This window comes from Collimonas sp. NPDC087041 (assembly GCF_044745265.1).
In the GTDB taxonomy this organism is placed as follows: Bacteria; Pseudomonadota; Gammaproteobacteria; order Burkholderiales; family Burkholderiaceae_D; genus Collimonas.
Map to the genome: position 1 here is coordinate 54990 of NZ_JBIUZX010000016.1, position 18794 is coordinate 73783.

21 protein-coding genes are annotated in these 18794 nt (G+C 57.5%); 10 read left to right on the forward strand and 11 right to left on the reverse strand.

Features of this window, described 5'->3' with window-relative positions:
* The first annotated feature begins 18 nt into the window (after positions 1 to 18).
* Complete coding sequence (locus ACIPF8_RS22485; protein ID WP_400425640.1) at positions 19 to 306, forward strand: YqjD family protein; 288 nt, start codon at positions 19 to 21, stop codon at positions 304 to 306.
* Between the two features lie 91 nt (positions 307 to 397).
* Here the strand turns inward: ACIPF8_RS22485 and ACIPF8_RS22490 are convergent, their stop codons facing one another.
* Positions 398 to 550 carry a DUF3309 domain-containing protein gene (locus tag ACIPF8_RS22490; RefSeq protein ID WP_400425643.1) on the reverse strand — a complete coding sequence of 51 codons (153 nt, stop codon included), beginning with the start codon at positions 548 to 550 and terminating at the stop codon, positions 398 to 400.
* Positions 551 to 794: 244 nt separating this feature from the next.
* Between ACIPF8_RS22490 and ACIPF8_RS22495 the strand changes: the two genes are divergently transcribed.
* Complete coding sequence (locus ACIPF8_RS22495) at positions 795 to 2102, forward strand: glucoamylase family protein (RefSeq protein WP_400425646.1); 1308 nt, start codon at positions 795 to 797, stop codon at positions 2100 to 2102.
* On the opposite strand, the gene tkt is transcribed toward ACIPF8_RS22495, so the two are convergent.
* The 3 genes from tkt to ACIPF8_RS22510 all read right to left on the reverse strand — a co-directional run bounded on the left by tkt (position 2088) and on the right by ACIPF8_RS22510 (position 5079).
* Positions 2088 to 4163: a transketolase gene (tkt, locus tag ACIPF8_RS22500; protein WP_400425648.1), complete on the reverse strand. Its 2076-nt coding sequence runs from the start codon at positions 4161 to 4163 to the stop codon at positions 2088 to 2090. The genes ACIPF8_RS22495 and tkt overlap by 15 nt on opposite strands.
* 581 nt (positions 4164 to 4744) lie before the next feature.
* Positions 4745 to 4918: a hypothetical protein gene (locus tag ACIPF8_RS22505; protein ID WP_400425651.1), complete on the reverse strand. Its 174-nt coding sequence runs from the start codon at positions 4916 to 4918 to the stop codon at positions 4745 to 4747.
* Complete coding sequence (locus ACIPF8_RS22510; RefSeq protein ID WP_400425654.1) at positions 4903 to 5079, reverse strand: hypothetical protein; 177 nt, start codon at positions 5077 to 5079, stop codon at positions 4903 to 4905. Before ACIPF8_RS22510 ends, ACIPF8_RS22505 begins: the two co-directional genes overlap by 16 nt.
* Positions 5080 to 5492: 413 nt before the next feature.
* Between ACIPF8_RS22510 and ACIPF8_RS22515 the strand changes: the two genes are divergently transcribed.
* Complete coding sequence (locus ACIPF8_RS22515) at positions 5493 to 5678, forward strand: CsbD family protein (protein WP_400425657.1); 186 nt, start codon at positions 5493 to 5495, stop codon at positions 5676 to 5678.
* A 122-nt stretch (positions 5679 to 5800) separates the two neighbouring features.
* Here ACIPF8_RS22515 and ACIPF8_RS22520 read toward each other — a convergent pair whose 3' ends face one another.
* Complete coding sequence (locus ACIPF8_RS22520; RefSeq protein ID WP_400425660.1) at positions 5801 to 6520, reverse strand: Crp/Fnr family transcriptional regulator; 720 nt, start codon at positions 6518 to 6520, stop codon at positions 5801 to 5803.
* A 302-nt stretch (positions 6521 to 6822) separates the two neighbouring features.
* On the opposite strand from ACIPF8_RS22520, the gene ACIPF8_RS22525 reads away from it, so the two are divergent.
* Positions 6823 to 7002, forward strand: a complete 180-nt coding sequence (locus ACIPF8_RS22525) for a hypothetical protein (protein WP_400425663.1) — start codon at positions 6823 to 6825, stop codon at positions 7000 to 7002.
* A 114-nt stretch (positions 7003 to 7116) separates the two neighbouring features.
* Here ACIPF8_RS22525 and ACIPF8_RS22530 read toward each other — a convergent pair whose 3' ends face one another.
* The 6 genes from ACIPF8_RS22530 to ACIPF8_RS22555 all read right to left on the reverse strand — a co-directional run bounded on the left by ACIPF8_RS22530 (position 7117) and on the right by ACIPF8_RS22555 (position 12110).
* On the reverse strand, positions 7117 to 7512 hold the full coding sequence (locus tag ACIPF8_RS22530) for a hypothetical protein (protein WP_400425666.1): 396 nt from the start codon (positions 7510 to 7512) through the stop codon (positions 7117 to 7119).
* 158 nt (positions 7513 to 7670) lie between these two features.
* On the reverse strand, positions 7671 to 8360 hold the full coding sequence (locus tag ACIPF8_RS22535) for a Crp/Fnr family transcriptional regulator (RefSeq protein WP_400425669.1): 690 nt from the start codon (positions 8358 to 8360) through the stop codon (positions 7671 to 7673).
* Positions 8361 to 8547: 187 nt separating this feature from the next.
* Positions 8548 to 9768, reverse strand: coding sequence for an AI-2E family transporter (locus tag ACIPF8_RS22540; RefSeq protein ID WP_400425671.1), 1221 nt, complete (start codon positions 9766 to 9768; stop codon positions 8548 to 8550).
* Complete coding sequence (locus tag ACIPF8_RS22545) at positions 9765 to 9917, reverse strand: DUF3096 domain-containing protein (RefSeq protein ID WP_082797871.1); 153 nt, start codon at positions 9915 to 9917, stop codon at positions 9765 to 9767. Before ACIPF8_RS22545 ends, ACIPF8_RS22540 begins: the two co-directional genes overlap by 4 nt.
* Before the next feature lie 630 nt (positions 9918 to 10547).
* Positions 10548 to 10736, reverse strand: a complete 189-nt coding sequence (locus ACIPF8_RS22550) for a hypothetical protein (RefSeq protein ID WP_400425674.1) — start codon at positions 10734 to 10736, stop codon at positions 10548 to 10550.
* Between the two features lie 162 nt (positions 10737 to 10898).
* The gene (locus ACIPF8_RS22555) at positions 10899 to 12110 is read right to left on the reverse strand and encodes an IscS subfamily cysteine desulfurase (protein ID WP_400425677.1); all 1212 of its coding nucleotides are present in this window, start codon (positions 12108 to 12110) and stop codon (positions 10899 to 10901) included.
* Between the two features lie 261 nt (positions 12111 to 12371).
* Between ACIPF8_RS22555 and ACIPF8_RS22560 the strand changes: the two genes are divergently transcribed.
* From ACIPF8_RS22560 to ACIPF8_RS22585, 6 genes are all read left to right on the forward strand, one after another.
* Positions 12372 to 13301 (forward strand): LysR family transcriptional regulator, encoded by a 930-nt coding sequence (locus ACIPF8_RS22560; protein ID WP_400425679.1) that lies wholly within the window; start codon positions 12372 to 12374, stop codon positions 13299 to 13301.
* Between the two features lie 79 nt (positions 13302 to 13380).
* A complete protein-coding gene (locus ACIPF8_RS22565; protein ID WP_400425682.1) occupies positions 13381 to 14841 on the forward strand; it encodes an NAD(P)-binding domain-containing protein in 1461 nt (486 codons plus the stop codon).
* Positions 14838 to 15812, forward strand: a complete 975-nt coding sequence (locus ACIPF8_RS22570; protein WP_061533470.1) for an ABC transporter permease — start codon at positions 14838 to 14840, stop codon at positions 15810 to 15812. The genes ACIPF8_RS22565 and ACIPF8_RS22570 overlap by 4 nt, the downstream gene beginning before the upstream one ends.
* On the forward strand, positions 15809 to 16756 hold the full coding sequence (locus tag ACIPF8_RS22575; RefSeq protein WP_400425686.1) for an ABC transporter permease: 948 nt from the start codon (positions 15809 to 15811) through the stop codon (positions 16754 to 16756). Before ACIPF8_RS22570 ends, ACIPF8_RS22575 begins: the two co-directional genes overlap by 4 nt.
* A complete protein-coding gene (locus tag ACIPF8_RS22580; RefSeq protein ID WP_400425689.1) occupies positions 16753 to 17772 on the forward strand; it encodes an ABC transporter ATP-binding protein in 1020 nt (339 codons plus the stop codon). The genes ACIPF8_RS22575 and ACIPF8_RS22580 overlap by 4 nt, the downstream gene beginning before the upstream one ends.
* Positions 17765 to 18778 (forward strand): ABC transporter ATP-binding protein, encoded by a 1014-nt coding sequence (locus tag ACIPF8_RS22585; protein ID WP_400425692.1) that lies wholly within the window; start codon positions 17765 to 17767, stop codon positions 18776 to 18778. Before ACIPF8_RS22580 ends, ACIPF8_RS22585 begins: the two co-directional genes overlap by 8 nt.
* Positions 18779 to 18794: the final 16 nt, after the last annotated feature.

Consider the following 18794-nt stretch of genomic DNA (forward strand, 5'->3'; position numbering starts at 1 on the left):
ATCTTGTTGAAAACTAATTTGGAAGCGGTCAATAACGATGTGAAAGTCTTGCTAAGAGACTCGCAAGCATTATTCCAGGCTGCCGCCGCCCTGACCGGCGACAAGGCAGAAGAAATGCGCAACCGCGCCATGTTGCTGCTCGATACCGCAATATCAAAAGCGCGGGAGGCACAGGCCGATGCAGTTGTCGCGGGCAAGGAAATGGTTAGCTCGGCAGAAGACTACGTGACCGAAAATCCATGGTGCACGATTGCCGCCGCGGCCGGCATTGGATTTTTACTTGGGATGGTATTGTCACGCAAATAAATGCGCGGGCTGGCGCCGAACTGATCTGATGTGTTTGTCGAACGAAAAATGTGCCTCCAAATGGAGGCACATTTTTTTTGGGGCTTAGAGTTTATAGTCGCCCGGTCAGCAGCATCACAATCAGGATAATCACGATCACGCCAGTGATGCCGCTCGGGCCGTAACCCCAGCTACGGCTGTGTGGCCAGGCCGGAAAGGCGCCGATTAGCAAGAGGATGAGAATGACGAGTAAGATGGTGCCCATGGTTTTCTCCTGGAGGGTATAGGGTTTTATTTCGCAACCAACGGAATTTGGCTTGCAGATGCCACACGAATTCATCGCCCGAATGGTATATGTGCAAACGATAGGCTTTAACTGCCGCAAGGTCTGTGCGCTACCGCACTGAGTCTGTCGTCCTGAATGACGGAAATGCGAGCAAAAAATGGCACTCATTGATCACTAAAAATTGCGGGGACCTCGAAATCGTGCTTCTTATCCGGACATCACCATGAACTTAAAATCGCTGGCGACTGAGGTCGAGCTGAACATGCTGCAGCGCGAATCATTCAGCTATTTCATGCACGAGACCAATGAGGTAAATGGCCTGGTAGTGGACAAGAGTGCGCCGGATTGGCCCGCCAGCATCGCCGCTGTAGGTCTGGCACTTGCCGCATATCCGATTGCCGTCGAGCGCGATTTCATCGGGCGTGAAGCTGCGGTCAAACGCGTCCTGACGACCTTGCGATTTTTCTGGAACAGCCCGCAAGGGCAGGAAGCCGATGCCACCGGATATCGCGGCTTCTACTATCATTTCCTGGATATGCAGACTGGGCGACGCGCCTGGCAATGCGAGTTGTCGACTATCGACACCGCTTTCTTCCTGGCTGGTGCGCTGACCGCGAGCCAGTATTTTGATGCTGACACAGCCGACGAGAATGAAATCCGTACGCTCGCCGATGCGCTGTACCGCCGCGTCGACTGGCCTTGGGCACAAGCTGGCGGCGTTGCGCTGTCGATGGGGTGGACCCCGGAAAACGGGTTTCTGCCTTCCCGCTGGAAGGGGTACGACGAAGCCCTGCTGCTATATATCCTGGGCTTGGGTTCGCCTTCGCACCCATTGCCGGAGAGTTGCTATGCAGGCTGGACGTCCGGCTATCATTGGCAGAAAAGTTACGGCTACGATTATCTCTACGCCGGCTCCCTGTTTACGCATCAGCTGTCGCACATCTGGGTGGATTTTCGCAGCATCCAGGACGCACCAATGCGCGCCAAAGGCATGGATTACTTTGAGAACAGCCGTCGTGCAACGCTGGTGCAACAGCAATATGCAATCGACAATCCCAATGGATTTGCCGGTTATAGCGAGTATTGCTGGGGATTCACCGCAAGCGATGGCCCGGGGCCGGCAATACTCTACGTCAATGGCGTCAAGCGTGAATTTTTCGATTATGTCGCGCGTGGCGCACCACATGGACCGGATGACGGCACCATCGCACCTTGGGTAGTTGTCGCGTCGTTGCCGTTTGCACCGGAGATTGTATTACCTACCATCGACTATCTGGTGCACCAGGTCACCCTGAAAGTGGGTAATCCATACGGTTTCAAGGCATCCTTCAATCCGAGCTTTCCGTGCAATTGCGATAACCCGCATGGTTGGGTATCGCCCTGGCACTTCGGTATTGATCAAGGGCCGATCATTCTGATGATCGAGAACTATCGCAGCGGATTGCCGTGGAGCCTGATGCGCGATTGCCCCTATATCGTCAATGGCTTACGGCGCGCCGGCTTCCAGGGTGGATGGCTAGCGGCCGAGTAGCGCCAGAGCGCGTTCGCAAACGTGATCGACGGTGAAGCCATATTCGCGCATCAAGACATCGCCCGGTGCGGATGCACCGAAGCCATCGATCGCCAGCACATCGCCGTGATCGCCGACATAGCGATGCCAACCCTGTGCCACACCGGCCTCAACCGCAAGCCTGGCGCCGATTGTCGGCGGCAGCACGGTGTCGCGATATCCATCCGGCTGTTCGTCGAACAGGCTCCAGCATGGCATGGAAACGATACGTACCTGGATATCCTGCGCCAGTAATTTCTGCCGCGCCGCCATCACGAGGGTTACTTCCGAACCGCTGGCGATCAGGATCAAATCGGGCTTGCCGCTGGGTGCTTCGGCCAGGATGTAGGCGCCGCGTTGTAATCCGTCAGCGGCGGCAAACTGCGTACGGTCGATGGTCGGGAGATTTTGCCGGGTCAGCACCAACGCCACCGGCCGTTCTTGGGATTGCACCGCGACGCGCCAGGCGACCGCGGTTTCATTGGCGTCGGCAGGGCGGATCAGCAGCAGCTTGGGCAGCGCTCGCAAGCTGGCCAGATGCTCGATCGGTTGATGGGTCGGACCATCCTCGCCCAGCGCAATGCTGTCGTGGGTGAACACGTAGACCACATGCAGGCCCATCAGCGCCGCCAGACGGATGGCAGGGCGCATGTAATCGGAAAACACCAGGAAGGTTGCGCCGAACGGCAACGCGCCGCCGTGCGCCGCCATGCCATTCATGATGGCTCCCATGGCGTGTTCGCGCACGCCAAAGTGCAGGTTGCGTCCCGCATAGCTCCAGCCGCCTCCATCGGAGCCTTGACGGTCCGTCGAATCGGCGCCGGGGGCCTCGAAATCGCCAAATCCCTTCAGTGCGGTATAAGTTGATGGGTCCAGATCCGCCGAGCCGCCGATCAAGGCCGGCAGGTGAACAGCAATGGCGTTCATGACCTGGCCCGAAGCGACGCGGGTGGCGATGCCTTTGGCGTCTGCAGGGAACTCAGGAATCGTTTTATCCCAGTTGCCGGGCGGGGTGGCGCCGCTGCCGCGCATGCGCTGCTGGAATTCCTGCGCAAGCTCCGGGAATTGTTGTTCGTAGGCAGAGAATTTTTTTTGCCACGCCGCTTCGCTGCGCTCGCCTTCCTGCAACGCGCGCAGAAAATGCGTGCGCGCCGGATCAGGAATATGAAAAGCCGGTTCTTCAGGCCAGCCGAGGTTGCGTTTGGTCAGCCTCAATTCTTCCTCGCCTAATGGCGAACCGTGCGCCTCGAACGTGTCTTGTTTATTCGGCGATCCGTAACCGAGATGGGTTCTGACCAGAATCAGTGAGGGGCGCCCGGTTTCGGCGCGGGCAGCCTGCAAAGCCTTCTCAATCGCCGCCAGGTCATTGCCATCGGCGATCGATTGTGTATGCCAGCCGTAGGCCTTGAAGCGTTGTTCGCGGTCCTCTGTGAAGCTGATGTCGGTGCCGGCAGACAGCGTGACTCGATTGTCGTCGTACAGATAAATCAGTTTGCCAAGTTGCAGATGGCCGGCCAGTGATGCCGCCTCCGAGGCAATCCCCTCCATCAGGTCACCATCGCTCACCAGCCCGTAGGTGAAATGATTGACGATGTCGTAGCCGTCCCGGTTATAGGTGGCAGCCAGGTGTGCCTCAGCCATCGCCATGCCAACGCCGTTGGCGAAACCTTGTCCCAGCGGTCCTGTCGAGACCTCTACCCCTGGCGTCAAGCCGCGCTCAGGATGGCCTGGGGTGATGCTGCCCCATTGGCGAAATTGTTTGAGCTGCTCCAGCGGCAGATCGTAGCCGGTCAGGTGCAGCAGGCTGTACAGCAAGGCCGAACCATGTCCGGCAGACAGAACAAAACGGTCGCGGTCGGACCAATGCGGATTGGCCGGATGATGTTTGAGGAAGTGGGTCCACAGCACATAGACCATAGGCGCCGCGCCGAGCGGCAATCCGGGATGGCCGCTGTTGGCCTTTTGCACAGCGTCGACAGAAAGGAAGCGCAGGGTATTGACGCAAGAATCGTCCAGTGCGGCGGCGGAAAGCGTTGAGCTCATTCGACAACTCCTTGAACTTGATGAGTTTCGGTATCGGAAACAATGTCGCGGAAGAGTGGGAGAGACAACAATAACATCTTCTTCCTGGGATATCGCCAGTGGCGTGCATGCCAAGCAGAACGACGGCATTCGTAGGCCGAGTTGTTTTGCTTTCCAGCCGCTATTCCTGTCGCTCTGCTCGTAGTATTGGTGCTGGTATATTTCCCGACCGCCAGCCCCGGTAGTCCGATATTTACACTTGGGGAAGCGCGTAAAACCTTAGCGAACGCTGTTCTGCCGGCAGGAGAAACGCAGCCGTACGAGAGTACGGTGAGCATCGCAATGTCGAGATGGCGGCGTGCAGTAGGTTTTTCGAATTTCCCTTTACTTCCTCCGATAAAATTACGTATAGCGCAATTTTTTCTTCAAAGCGCGCGCAGTGCAAATATCGTCAGGCTTTAACCACCCGGCTTCGGAGGCCTGGCGGGAAGGTGAAACAACTGTAATCAAATTTTAAACACTCATCTGTACGTTACGCCACATAGCCAAATTTAACTTTGTGTCGCGTTCCGCTGCAATAGCGGCTCATCGAACAGCCGCATTCACGAAATTTTCAATGGCTTGCCGTTACAGCGTACTCGAATCGCCTTGGCGCACCAGTACAGTGATTTCTTCTGGTCAGGTTCGCTATTGGTAAGCATGCACATGGCTGTCACGCCAAAGATGTATACCTTGAACCACCAGGCAGTTCTGAATTCGATTAATTCGGTGGACATGGCGATTTCTCTATGGTGATGGCGATCGGGTCGCTTGCCGGAAAACTTTCTTCCAACGCTTCGTCCAATGCGTTTTCAGTACTCTTTTCGTCAGCTGGGACGGTATCGTGTTTCGGTTGCGAAGGAGGCGTCTCAAGCCGAGCGGCTGTGATGGAGTTCATTTTTTTCCTTGGCGGAATTGAAATTGACTAGCTGGTATTGCTCGCGTTTTTCCTATTATTGCAAGCGCCATGAAATTCATCCGTGCGTTATCGAACGTAAGGCCCCGGTCTCAGGATGCGATGTCGTCTTTGTCGGTGTGTGCGCAGGCGCAGGAAAAAGAGTTCCTAATGTTGGGCAGCGCACGGACCGCGAAAAAAATATGTCTTATAACGTCAGTCATTGAGTGAAGTAAACGGAATCTCTTCCTCCAATATCGCTATTCCACCTCATTCAATAGCTGAAAGAGAACGATCATGGATAAATATGTGCTGGGCTGGATTGTGGGTGCGCCGATGGTGTTGCTGGTTGCGCTCTATGTCTTTGTGCATTGATCAATTTTTAAATTAATCAATTATCATCAGGAGAGTAATGTATGAACAAGGATCAAGTGAAGGGTGTTTCCAAAGACATCGCCGGGAAAATTCAAGAGGGCGCCGGAAAACTCGTTGGCAGCAAGGAGCAGCAGGCAAAGGGGCTGACGAAGCAAGTCGAGGGGAAATTTGAAAAGTCTCTTGGCGATGTTAAAGAGGTCATCAAGGACACAGCAGCTAAAAAATAATATTGATAAGCCGCTTGCCGACTATCCGCGTGGCATCGTTTATTCGATGACTCTGGCGATACAGCAACGTTGATTTGGACCGCCTAGTGCGGTCTTTTTTTTGTTTTTTACGTTGTTGATGTTTAAGTAGCCAATTTATCTGGAAGCAATCGGTCGGATTCCTTCTTGACCACTGCGTAGCATTCGCAGGTGCGTTTTTCCAGGCCGCTCCGGTCGAGCACTGTGATATGTCCGCGCGCATAGCGGATCAACCCCGCAGCCTGCAAACCTAGCGCGGCTTCGGTGACGCCTTCGCGGCGCACGCCGAGCATGTTCGCTATCAACTCCTGGGTCATCACGAGATCGTTGCCTTGCAGGCGATCCAGGCTCAATAACAGCCAGCGGCAAAGTTGCTGATCCAGCGTATGGTGCCGGTTGCAGACCGCAGTCTGAGCCATTTGCGTAATCAAGGATTGTGTATAGCGAAGCAGCAGATGCAATACCGGGCCGGCGCGGTTGAACTCATCTTTCATCGAACGCGCGCGAAGTCGATATCCTTGTCCTGCGCTTTGCACTACAGCGCGGCTGGGCGTGGTTTCGCCGCCCATGAAAAGCGACACGCCGACCACCCCTTCATTGCCGACGACCGCTATTTCGGCAGAGGCACCATTTTCCAGGACGTACAGCAGCGAGACGATTGAGGTTGTTGGGAAGTACACATATTGCAGCGTGCTCCCCGATTCATAGAGCACCTGGCCCAGCGGCATATCGATTGCCTCGAGTTGTGGCAACCAGCGTTGCCATTCAGCCTCCGGAAGCGCTGCGAGCAGGTGATTTTTTCTTGGATCTGGGGAGGTGGCCATGTGGGGCTCCAAGAACGGTATGACTTCTGAAACAAGGTTTTAAGTGCGATGCGCAGCATTGATACAGGCACTTCTACCGTGTTGGCATAGTACATCGTAGCAGAAGCCCGCTCGCCATGACCAAGGAGGGAATGGCAAAATTGCGTCTTTAGCAGCACATGAATTTTAGGAAAGAGCTGGGTTCTTGTCTACGTGTGCCGGCGCACAGACGGGTTAAAGCGCTGTACCTATTCTTCTCATTACACTGGATGCCCAGGCAAGGCATTTTATTTTGGCGTTGAGCAGGTTTTCGGGAGATAGCGATGAACAAGCAAGGCATGAAGGGTAAAACCAAAGAAACCAATGAAATCAAAGGCGAGATCGCCAGCAAAAAAATTACCGGATACAAGATTGCGGATTACAGCGGATTTATTGGAAAGAAAATCGTCCGGATTCAAGGCGACTATCGGGATAGCACGCATGAGTCGCGGAAGCGGCATTAGGCATACATCAATAGGCGGAGATGATTGATTAGAAAGCATGCGATAGCAGTCGCATGTACAGGCAAAGGCCCGATCAAGATCGGGCCTTTGCCTTTCTGACGGCTCAGTAAATATCTATTTACGATCCGGAACGGTCAGCTCGCGCAATATTCCGCCTTGCTGCGCACTGCCGCTACTGGTGCCTTCGCCTTCTATCCGGCGCCGGCATGCATCCTGTTCGTCCGGCGGCAAGGGTTGGCATCGCGCCATGGCGTTTTGCGCATAAGTGCTTGAGTTATTGGTGAGGCCGCCGCTTCTGGCCGCCTGCAGCGCCGCGCCGGCCTCTTTCAGGCAAGTCGCGCGCGCCTCATTCGATTGGCCGTTGTAACAGGTCGCGCGCTCTGCCTGGTAGCGGGCTACAGCGTCTGACGGATTGCCTGCAGCCATGACGGCGGACGAGGCGCCGCATACCAGAAGCGTCAACAGGATTTGACGCGTTGCTCTTGTAATGCGGAATTGATTGATTTGCATGATGATCTCCGATCGGGAATATTGCGGTTTTCGCGGCCCCGTATGTTTGAAGTTATCAGGAAGCCGACTCGGTCGTATGTGCGTTGACGCACATTTGATTACTGGTTCATTGTTTGAAAAGCAATGGCCAAGGGCGATAGCGTCATCTTCCTGTGGTCTCAAAGAAACTCGGCGTAAGAAAGTTCATCGGCGGCATAGCAATCGCACGCCGCAGCTTCCAGGCCGCTGCGATCAAGCACTGTGAGCTCGCCGCGGCTATACGCGATCAATCCGCCACGCTGCAAGGCGCTGGCGGCATTGGTGATGCCTTCGCGGCGTACACCCAGCAGACGGGCGAGGGATTCGTGTGTGACATGGAAATTGTCGGAATGTGCGCGGTCCTGCGTCATCAGCAGCCAACGCGCCAGACGAGGGCCGATCAGATGGAAGTGCAGGCAGACAGCCGATGTGGCCATTTGCGTCATGCGTATGTAGAGATAGTGGTTCATGCTGCGTTGCAGCGCTACACTACGCAGCAGTTCGCTGCGAAATGCACTGACATCAATCCGATGCGCCAACCCTGGCCCCTGCACAACGGCGTGCACCGGGGCTGTTAGGATATTGATAGTCAGCTGTGATCCGAGCATGCCTTCGCGTCCGACCAGGCCGACTTCCACTCCCGGAGTGCCATTGACCAACGCTAACAGCGCGATCGCACCATGGATCGGGAAGTAGGCATAGCGGATGGGTTTTCCTGGTTCGCACAGTACTTCCTGCGGTTTCAGTTCTATCGACTCGCAGTGCGCCAGCAGGTGGGTACGGTCCTTGCGTGGAAGTCGCGCGATCAGATGATTCTCGACGGTGGACAAACCAGTTCTCCTGTGTTGCGGTCTCCTGCGGGCGAAAGAGGCAATCCAGAGACCTTGTCGCAAAAAGACGAATCGGGTCTATGTCTGGAGTCTGCTGGATGTACGGTCTGATGACCGTCTGCTAGCGTACATAAGAGCAATTATTGCAAGCCTGCTTCAGGTTGCGATGAGTTTTCGGCCTCGATGGTCATTCGCCCAGCAGTTCGGCAATCGCACTCATGCTATCGACATGCTTGGCGATAACCTTGACGATGACGACAATCGGAATGCCGAGCAGCATTCCCCAGATTCCCCAAAGCCAGCCGCCGAACAGCAGCACGATAAATACAGCTGCAGCATTCATCTTGGCGATTCTTCCGGTCATCCATGTCGTCACGAAGGTTCCGACCAGCGCCGAGATTGCCAGCGTTGTTGCTGCAACCAGGAACATCATCGAGAAGGATTCGAACTGCATGAATGCGGTAAGGCCGGTCGCAACGGCAATCAGCATCGGCCCGAAATAGGGAATGAGATGCAGGAATCCTCCCGCCAAGGCCCAGGCGCCGGCGTTTTCCAGGCCGATCCAGCGAAATGCGATCCACATCAGGACCGCTAGCAAGGCGTTCGTCACCAGCAGCATGAACATGTAGCTTTGAATCGATGTATTGATTTCAAACAGAATGTGGACCGCGATCTTCTTGCTCGATAGCGAAGGGCCGGTCAACTTGACCAGCTTGCGTTTGAACTTGTCGCCGGACAGCAGCAGGAAAAACACCAGGAAAGTGACCATGATCACCTGGCCGATGAACAACATCGCACCCATCGAACCGGCGAAGATCCATTCGTTCAATTGAAACGCGGGCGCCGCAGGCGCTGCATTGTTGGCACGGCGGGCATCTGGCTTGAGGCCGGCAACCTGTCCGGCCGCAGTTTCTATTTCGGCAGCCGCCGCCTGCATTTTCTGGATGGTGCTGGGTTCTCCCGATTGAGCGCCATTTTTCACCTTGACGATCGCCCGCGACAATTGATGCGCCGCGGCAGGCAGGCGTTCAACGATGGATTCGAATTCGCCGCGCAGCGAATAGCCCACCTGGCCCAGGCCGAGCAACAGCGTCGCCATTACTATGCAAGTGCCAATCACGCGCGGGATGCGGATGCGCTCCAGCCACACAACCAGCGGATTCAAGGTATAGGCAATGAAGATGCCGAAAATCAACGGGATCAGGAATTTCTGGGCCCATTGCAAGGCAAAGACAAAAGCCACAATGGCCAGTATCGTCAGGCAAAGGCCGCGCACGTTGGTTTGCGTATGCGGGGCAAGTGCGGCCAGCGGCCCGGTTATCGGGATATCTGCTGGGACAGCAGCCGGATCAGCATCGTTCTTGGTCGGATTCTCTGCCGGGCTTGGGTTGGCGGCAGGCGCGCTCATCGCAGGAAATGTCCGGTGCCAAACAAGCCGATTGCACCGATGATGATCAGGTAAATCGCCACAATGAAATTCAAAAGGCGTGGAATCACCAGGATAAGAATGCCGGAAATTAATGAAATTAGCGGGGTCAGCATCAAGTTGATATTCATGGCAGCGGCTCCTTCGCCTGGCTGATTGGATTACGTGAAATCATCGGCAGCGGCGAGGCTGCCTAACGACTCGGGAGAAAGAGATAAAAGTAATGAATGCCTGCAAATCTTCCTACCAAGCCAGATTACGTAAATTTGAAAGAACTTTATGTACGCCATCGCACAAAGCAGGCATTATTTTTAGGTACGGCTCGCCACGCAAGCGTGCGCAATCCAGATCCATCCAGGCGCGAACACGATATTGATTGGAGAAGCGTTGTTGATCTGAAGGGGAAATACGTTACAGATTGATGATGCAACCGCTGTTTTGGCCCGCCTTGGGGAAAGGTGGGCCTCCTGCGATGTCCACGGCTATCGGCGGTGATAATGCCTTACCGGATGATGGTGGTGATGATGGTGGCGATGCACCCCGGGCCTATAATTTTGGGCTTGTGCAAATGGTGTGAGTATCAACAGCATTGCAAAAATACCAAGTAGCTTTTTCATTTTTATTCCTTCCATTGGTTGGAATCCATTAGCCGCGTTGGTGACGCGGCGTTATCTTATAACGTCGGCAACGGTATTCGGTTGACAGGGCGCCAAGCAGTAGCGGGTGCACTACTAGTCAACTACAGGTCAGCTACAGGCGAATTACATCCCATGGCCGATGACGCCGCCGACCACCGCGCCGCCTACAGTGCCGACGGCACTGCCGCCCGTCAGCACGGCGCCACCCACCGCACCGACACCAGCGCCGACAGCGGTCGAGGAACAGCCAGTCATGGCGGGTAGCATGAGCGCAGCGAAAGCGATCAGCATGAATTTTTTAGCGATGTGCATGGAGCGTCTCCCATTGAGCGTGACGGCAATGCAGTCAGCATACAAGCGGGATGAAGGCGAGATCTGTGCGGTAGCTAACATACCGCCCGTCAATGCAAGGCACGCGGTTGACGGGCAAAATGTCAGCAGGGCGCCCAGACGCTGGGGTCTGGGCGGAGAGGGTCAGGCAGCTGCAACCGCCTGCGGAAGCAGCAATTGCTTCAGTGTCGCGACCGTATAGTCGACTTCCTGTGCACTGGTGTAGCGCCCCAATGAAAAGCGGATCGCGCTGCGCGCCAGCGCATCCGTGCGTCCCAGGCTTGACAGCACATAGGATGGCGCAGCATTGGCCGAATTGCAGGCGGAACCGGCCGAGACTGCGATATCGAACAACTGCGCTGCAATCGGCGTGTTGCCGCCGATGTCGAAACTGAGATTCAGGTTGTGTGGCACGCGCTGTTGCGGGTCGCCATTCAAGACAACCCCTGGACAATCGCGCAAACCATTCCACAAGCGATCGCGCAGCTCGCGGATGCGGAGGCTTTCGCTATCCATCAGTTGCGCTGCCAGGTCAAACGCTTCACCCATACCGACGATCTGGTGTGTAGCCAGGGTGCCCGAGCGCATGCCGTTTTCATGGCCGCCGCCGTCGATCTGCGCTTCCAGCTTGAGTGCCGGATCGCGGCGTACGAAGAGGGCGCCTATGCCTTTCGGGCCGTAGATCTTGTGCGCGCTGAACGACATCAGGTTGACCTTCAATGCCTTCAGGTCGATGGCCACCTTGCCGGCGGCCTGTGCGGCGTCGACGTGAAATACGATATCGCGCTCGGCGCAGATTTCACCCAGCTCGGCAATCGGCTGGATCACGCCGATTTCGTTATTGACCATCATCACGGAAGCGATGATGGTGTCGGCGCGTAAGGCTGCCTTGAATACCGCCAGATCGACCAGGCCATTGGGCTGCGGCTGCAGGTAAGTCACTTCAAAACCTTCTCGCTCCAGGGTGTGCATGGTGTCGAGCACGGCCTTGTGTTCAGTGCTCATGGTCACCAGGTGACGCCCGCGGCCGCGTTCACGCAAGACGTGGGCGGCGCCTTTCAGTGCCAGGTTGTTCGATTCGGTGGCGCCGGAAGTCCAGACGATTTCGTTGGCTTGCGCGCCGACCAGTGCCGCTACCTGCCGCCTTGCCTTTTCCACTGCTGCCTTGGCTTCCCAGCCGAATGCATGCGAGCTGCTGGCTGGATTGCCGAATTTCTCTGTCAGGTATTCGCACATCTTGACGGCAACCGCCGGATCGACCGGCGTGGTCGCCGAATAGTCGAGATAGATAGGCAATTGCAACGCTGTGGATTGGGTGTCGGGAACTACGCTGGTACAGGCACTTGATGCATTCATGGCAGGAAATCCGGATGGGGAAATGTGTTTAGCTTACGATAAAACCGATATTTGGAAAGCGAATGATATTTCATTTCTATATGCATTTATTGACAGTTTCTCGGCTGGTCGCCTGCAAAGTGACAGGGTCGGCCATTGTGACAATAAACGTAACTTCTGGTTTCACCGCCGATTTTTTTTGCATTAGCTTATGCGAAATGATTATACTTAAATCGAATACATGCAGTCATATAATTCGATAAACGTATATAACAAGCACTCATGGATATCAACCAACTGGAAGCCTTCTCGGCCGTCATGACCATCGGCAGCGTCACTGGCGCCGGACGCAGCCTGGGGCGTTCGCAGCCGGCCGTCAGCAAGGCGATCCAGGATCTGGAAAGCGAGCTCGGCTACGCACTGTTCGACCGCAACGGTCCACGTGTCACGCCGACTGACAAAGCCTTCTTGCTGTATGAAGAAGTGGAGCGCTCGCTGGTCGGTTTGCGCACGATACGCGAGCGAGCGGCGGAGATTGGCCGCGATGAACAGCAGCCGATCCATCTGGTGGCAACGCCGGCGCTGGCCTCGACCATTGCGCCCATGGCCTTGAAATTGGTGGAAGCCCAAGGCTTGCCCGAACACATCCATCTGCGCAGCGCTTCTGCCGAACAGGTTGTCCATTCGGTGCTACACCGCACCGTCAGCCTCGGCCTGACCAGCTTGCCGATCGCCCATCGCGGGCTGGATCTGCACTGGATCGGCGAGGCGCCTTGCGTTGCCGTGGTGCGCGCCGACAGCCGGTTGGCTGACTGCGACGTTGTGACAGCCGACATGCTCCACGGTCAACGCATCATCACCATGTCGAATCGCTACCGGTTGCGCCAACGCATCGACAGCGCGCTCGGCAACGGTAGCGCATTGGATGTGGCGATAGAAACCAACACCTCGTTCAACGCCATCATGGCGGCCCATGCTGGCCTCGGTGTGGCGCTGGTGGAGCCGATGACCGCACTCGGCATGCCGATCGCCGGCCTGGCGGTGAAGCCGCTGGCAGTGAATATCCCATTCTATTTCGGCGTCGTCACGCCGTACGGCAAGCCTATCGATGGCGTGACACAGGCCATGATCGCGGCGCTGGAAAGTGCCGCCAGGAATATCCTGCACGGTTTCGTCAAGCGCGACGCCGAGCAGCATGATGATTTGCTATGAGCTGCCCCGATCAACCTGTACCAATCGATGTCATGCGTACCCACCGATTACTTCAGTCAGCTAATAACGGAGCACCGCAGTGAGCCAACCTACATTTTCTTCAGCCGCCGGACTGGCGGCATTGGAAGCCCGGCTGCAGCAGGATCTGGCCTGGCTGGACCTGCCGGCCAAATCCTGGGTGCCGCCGCTGACGCTGGATGGCCAGCTGGTGCTGGATGTCGCCGTCATCGGCGGTGGCCAGGCGGGCATGGCTGCGGCAGTCTCGCTGAATCATATCGGCATCGGCGCGGTGATTTTCGATCAGTCGCCGGCCGGTTTCGAGGGGCCTTGGGCCACCACGGCGCGCATGGAAACGCTGCGTTCGCCGAAAAAACTCACCGGCCCGGCGCTGGGCTTTGGCGCGCTGACTTTCCGCGCCTGGTTTGAAGCGCAGTTCGGATTGGAGGCATGGGAGGCGCTGGACAAGATCCCGCGCCTGCAATGGATGGATTATTTGCGCTGGTACCGGCGCGTGCTGGCGTTGGATGTCCGCAACGAACATCGCGTTGAAGCGATACTGCCGCGCGCCGATGGCGTGGTTGAGCTGCGCGTCGCCACACCTGCCGGCGTAACAACGGTCTTGGCGCGGCGGGTTGTGCTGGCCACCGGCCGCGATGGCCTGGGCGGCGCCTATCTGCCATCGTTCGCTGCGGACTTGCCGCGCCAGCGCTGGGCGCATTCTGCCGACGACCTGGATTACAGCAGCTTGGCCGGTCTGCGGGTCGGCGTCATCGGCGCCGGGGCGTCGGCGATGGACAGTGCGGCGACGGCGCTGGAAGCGGGCGCAGCCAAGGTCGATCTGCTGATCCGCCGCAAGGAACTGCCGCGCGTCAACAAGGGCAAGGGCGCTGGCAATCCGGGCCTGACCAATGGCCATCTGTATTTGCCGGACGAATGGAAATGGCGCATCCGTCACTACATCAACGTCCAACAAACGCCGCCGCCAAGCGCCAGCGTGCAACGGGTATCGAAATTCCCGAATGCGCGTTTCATCCTCGGCGCGGCAATCAACGATATCGCTGTCGGCGAGCAGGGCATGCGGGTGAGCACCACACGTGGCGTGTTTGATCTCGATTTCCTGATTTTTTCCACCGGCTTTCGCATCGACTGGACCATCCGTCCCGAGTTTGCCGCCATCGCGCCGCATATCCGCAACTGGAGCGACCGTTATACGCCGCCAGCAGGCGACGAAGATGCCGAGTTGGCAGACTCGCCCGATTTGGGAATGGCGTTCGAATTCCAGCAAAAGCAGGCGGGTGGCTTGCCAGGCCTGGAGCGCGTGCATTGCTTCTGCTATCCGGCTGCGCTCAGCCACGGCAGCCTGTCCGGCGATATTCCGGCAATCAGCGATGGCGCGCAAAGGCTGGCGCAAGGCATCGCGGCATTGCTGTATCGAGAAAACATCGACACGCATTACCTGAATATGCAGAATTACAACGAGCCTGAATTGCTGGGCGACGAATGGCTGCCAGCCGAGCCGACGCCGGAGGAACAACGATGAGCGGCGCCATCCTGCGCAGCGTGCTGCAGGCGCTGATGGTCGTGCTGCTGATGACGGTGATCGTCTTTTTCGGCTTGCACATGATCGGCAATCCGGTCGATATCCTGATCGGCCAGGATGTCGACCAGGTCGACCGCGTGCGTATCATTCACCAGCTTGGCCTGGATCAGCCGATCTGGCGCCAGTACCTGAGTTTCCTGAACGGCGCGGTGCACGGCAATCTTGGCAACAGTTTCGTCTACAACGAACCGGCAATCATGCTGATTTTCCAGCGCTTGCCGGCGACCCTGGAACTGGCTTTCGCGGCGTTGATCCTGGCGGTGCTGATCGGCATTCCACTTGGTTTGCTGGCAGGGCTGTTCCCGGACAATTGGTTCTCCAAGCTGGTCATGACCGGCAGCATCCTTGGATTTTCGCTGCCGACTTTCTGGATCGGCCTGATGCTGATCATGGCGTTCAGCGTATCGTTGGGCTGGCTGCCATCCGGCGGGCGCGGCGCAACGGCGTCATTGTTCGGCATCCAATGGTCGTGGTTGACGGCCGACGGCCTGCGCCACCTGATCCTGCCGGCGCTGAACCTGTCGCTATTCAAGATTTCGCTGGTGATCCGGCTGACGCGCGCCAACGTGCGCGAAGTGTTGCCGATGGATTTCGTCAAATTCGCCCGCGCCAAAGGCTTGTCGCCGCTGCGCGTGGTGCTGATGTACGTGCTGCGCAACACCATGATCCCGCTGGTGACGGTGCTTGGGCTGGAGCTGGGATCGACCATCGCCTTCGCCGTCGTCACTGAAAGCATCTTCGCCTGGCCCGGCGCCGGCAAGCTGATCCTGGACAGCATCAATGCGCTCGACCGGCCGGTCATCGTGGCCTACATGATGGTGATTGTCTGCCTGTTCGTCACGCTCAACCTGCTGGTGGACGTGTTGTACAAGCTATTGGATCCGCGCGTGCGGGTGGAGATCAAGGCATGAACACGCCAGTCAAACAGGCATTGCCGGAAGCACTGGCCAAGATCAAGGTGCAAGCTGTGGCGCCACGCCGCGAATCGCCATGGCGTCGCATCGTACGCGATTTCCTGTCGTCGAAATCGGCCATGCTGGGCCTGGCGGTGGCGTTGGCATTGATGATTGCGGCATTGGCCGCACCGTGGCTGACGCCGCAAAATCCCTACGACCTGATGCAGTTGGACGTGCTGGATGCGCGCCTTCCGCCCGGCACCATCAATGGCCTCGGCACTTATACCTATTGGCTGGGCACCGACGGCCAGGGCCGTGACCTGTATTCCGGCATCCTCTACGGCTTGCGCATCAGCGTCGGCATCGGCGTCGGTTCGGCGCTGATCGCAGGTGTAATTGGTACCTTGATTGGTTTGCTGGCAGCGTATGCCGGCGGCAAGGTTGACGCCTTGCTGATGCGGCTGGCCGACCTGGTGCTGTCGTTTCCATCGATATTGGTGTCGATGCTGATCCTGGCCTATCTCGGCAAGGGCATCTTCAACGTGATGGCGACGCTGGTGGTGCTGGAGTGGGCCTATTACGCTCGCACCGCGCGTGGCCAGGCGCTGGTCGAGCGGCAGAAGGAATATGTCGAAGCGGCGCGTGGCCTGGATATATCGGGCTGGCGCATCATGGTTCACCATATCCTGCCGAACTGTCTGCCGCCGCTGATCGTGGTCGGCACCTTGCAGATTGCGCGCGCCATCATGCTGGAAGCGACCCTTAGTTTCCTCGGACTGGGCGTGCCGATTACCCAACCGTCGCTGGGGCTGCTGATTGCCAACGGCTATCAATACATGCTTTCCGGCGAATACTGGATCAGTTTTTATCCGGGCATTGCCTTGTTGATCGTAATTGTCGCCATCAACCTGGTTGGCGACCGCCTGCGTGACGTGATGAATCCGAGGTGGCAGAAATGACTGCGCCACAGAACACTCCGCCAACGCTGGAAGTGCGCAACCTGCGCACCCATTTCTTTACCCGCGAAGGCGTCCTGCCGGCGGTCGACGATGTCTCGCTGCGCCTGGAACGCGGCCGCATTCTTGGCCTGGTGGGCGAATCGGGTTCGGGCAAGACCGTTACCGGCTTCTCGATCCTTGGCCTGCTCGATCCACCCGGACGAGTGGTCGGCGGCCAGATACTGTTTCAGGGGCAGGATTTGCTGACGCTGGATAAGCGCGCATTGCGTCAGTTGCAAGGCAACCGCATCGCGATGATTTTCCAGGATCCGATGATGACCCTCAACCCGGTATTGAACGTCGAGGCGCAAATGGTTGACGCGGTGCTGGCGCACAGCAAGGTCAGTCGCGCGCAGGCTCGTGAGTTGGCGCGCGAAACCCTGGGCATGATGGGCATCGCCAGCCCGGAAGAACGGTTACGCGCCTATCCGCACCAATTGTCGGGCGGCATGCGCCAGCGCGTGGCGATCGCCATTGCGATGCTGCACAAGCCGGACCTGATCATCGCCGACGAGCCGACCACCGCATTGGATGTCACCATCCAGGCGCAGATCTTGTCGGAAGTGCAAAACCTGGCCCGCCTGCACGGCACCGCGTTGATCTGGATCACCCACGATCTATCGGTGGTGGCTGGGCTGGCCGATGAAATTGCGGTCATGTATTCGGGCCGTATTGTCGAGCAAGGCAGCGTCTCCGAGGTGCTCGACCAACCGCTGCACCCTTACACGCAAGGTTTGATTGGCAGCCTTCCCAGCAATAACCGGCGCGGACAGCGGCTGCGCCAGATTCCCGGCATGACGCCGAATCTGCTGGATTTGCCGGATGCCTGCGCATTCGCCGCGCGTTGCGAACGCGCCAGCGAACGTTGCCTGCAACGGCCGGAAATCAGCGAACCGGTTAGCGCGCATTTTGTCCGTTGCTTCCATCCGGCACTGTCCTCGGCGTCGAGCGGCACAAGCGAGGTGAATCATGGATAACAACACACCGCTGATAGAAACCCGCAGCGTCAGCAAGCGTTTCGGCGAGCGCAAGCCGCGGCCGTTTGAAAACCTGTTGCAGGCGCGCGGCTGGCTCAAGCCGGCTGCCGTTACCCAGGCGCTGGATGGCATCGACTTGCGAGTCATGCCGGGTGAAGTGGTCGGCCTGGTCGGTGAATCAGGCTGCGGCAAATCGACCTTGGGCCGCATCGTCAGCGGCTTGCTACAGCCGTCGGCTGGGCAGGTGCTGGTTGATGGCGAGGATCGTCGGGAGTTGAATGCGCGCGGCGAACACGCTGCCCGACTCAAGATACAGATGATCTTCCAGAATCCGTACGCCAGCCTGAACCCGCGCTTGCGGGTCGACCAGATCGTCGGCGAAGCGGCACTGATCCACGGCAAGGTCGATAAGGCCGGGCTGGACGATTATGTGTGCGCGCAAATGCTGCAAGCTGGGCTCGATCCGCAATTGCGCGATCGTTATCCGCATCAGTTCAGCGGCGGCCAGCGTCAGCGCATCGGCATCGCCCGTGCGCTGGCGGTGCAGCCGCAGATGCTGGTGTGCGATGAGGCTGTTGCCGCGCTGGATGTGTCGATCCAGGCGCAGATATTGAATTTGTTCATGGATTTGCGCGAGCAGTTGGGGTTGACGTATCTGTTCATCAGCCACGATCTCGGCGCGGTCGAACATGTCTCGGACCGTGTGGTGATCATGTATCTCGGCCGGATTGTCGAGACGGCGACTGTCGATGACTTGTTCGCGCGCGCCAATCATCCCTACACGCAAGCGCTGCTGGCGGAAGTGCCGCGGCTGCAGGCGCGCAACAAGCTGTTCACGGCGATCAAGGGCGAGATTCCAAGTCCATTGCATCCGCCAGCCGGTTGCCATTTCAACCCGCGCTGTCCACATGCAATGCAGCGCTGCCGGGAAGAAGTGCCGGTGCTGAAAGAAATAGCCCCCGGGCACCGCAGCGCCTGCCATTTGAACGATGTTTGCGATGTTTGATACAGCAATGATGCAC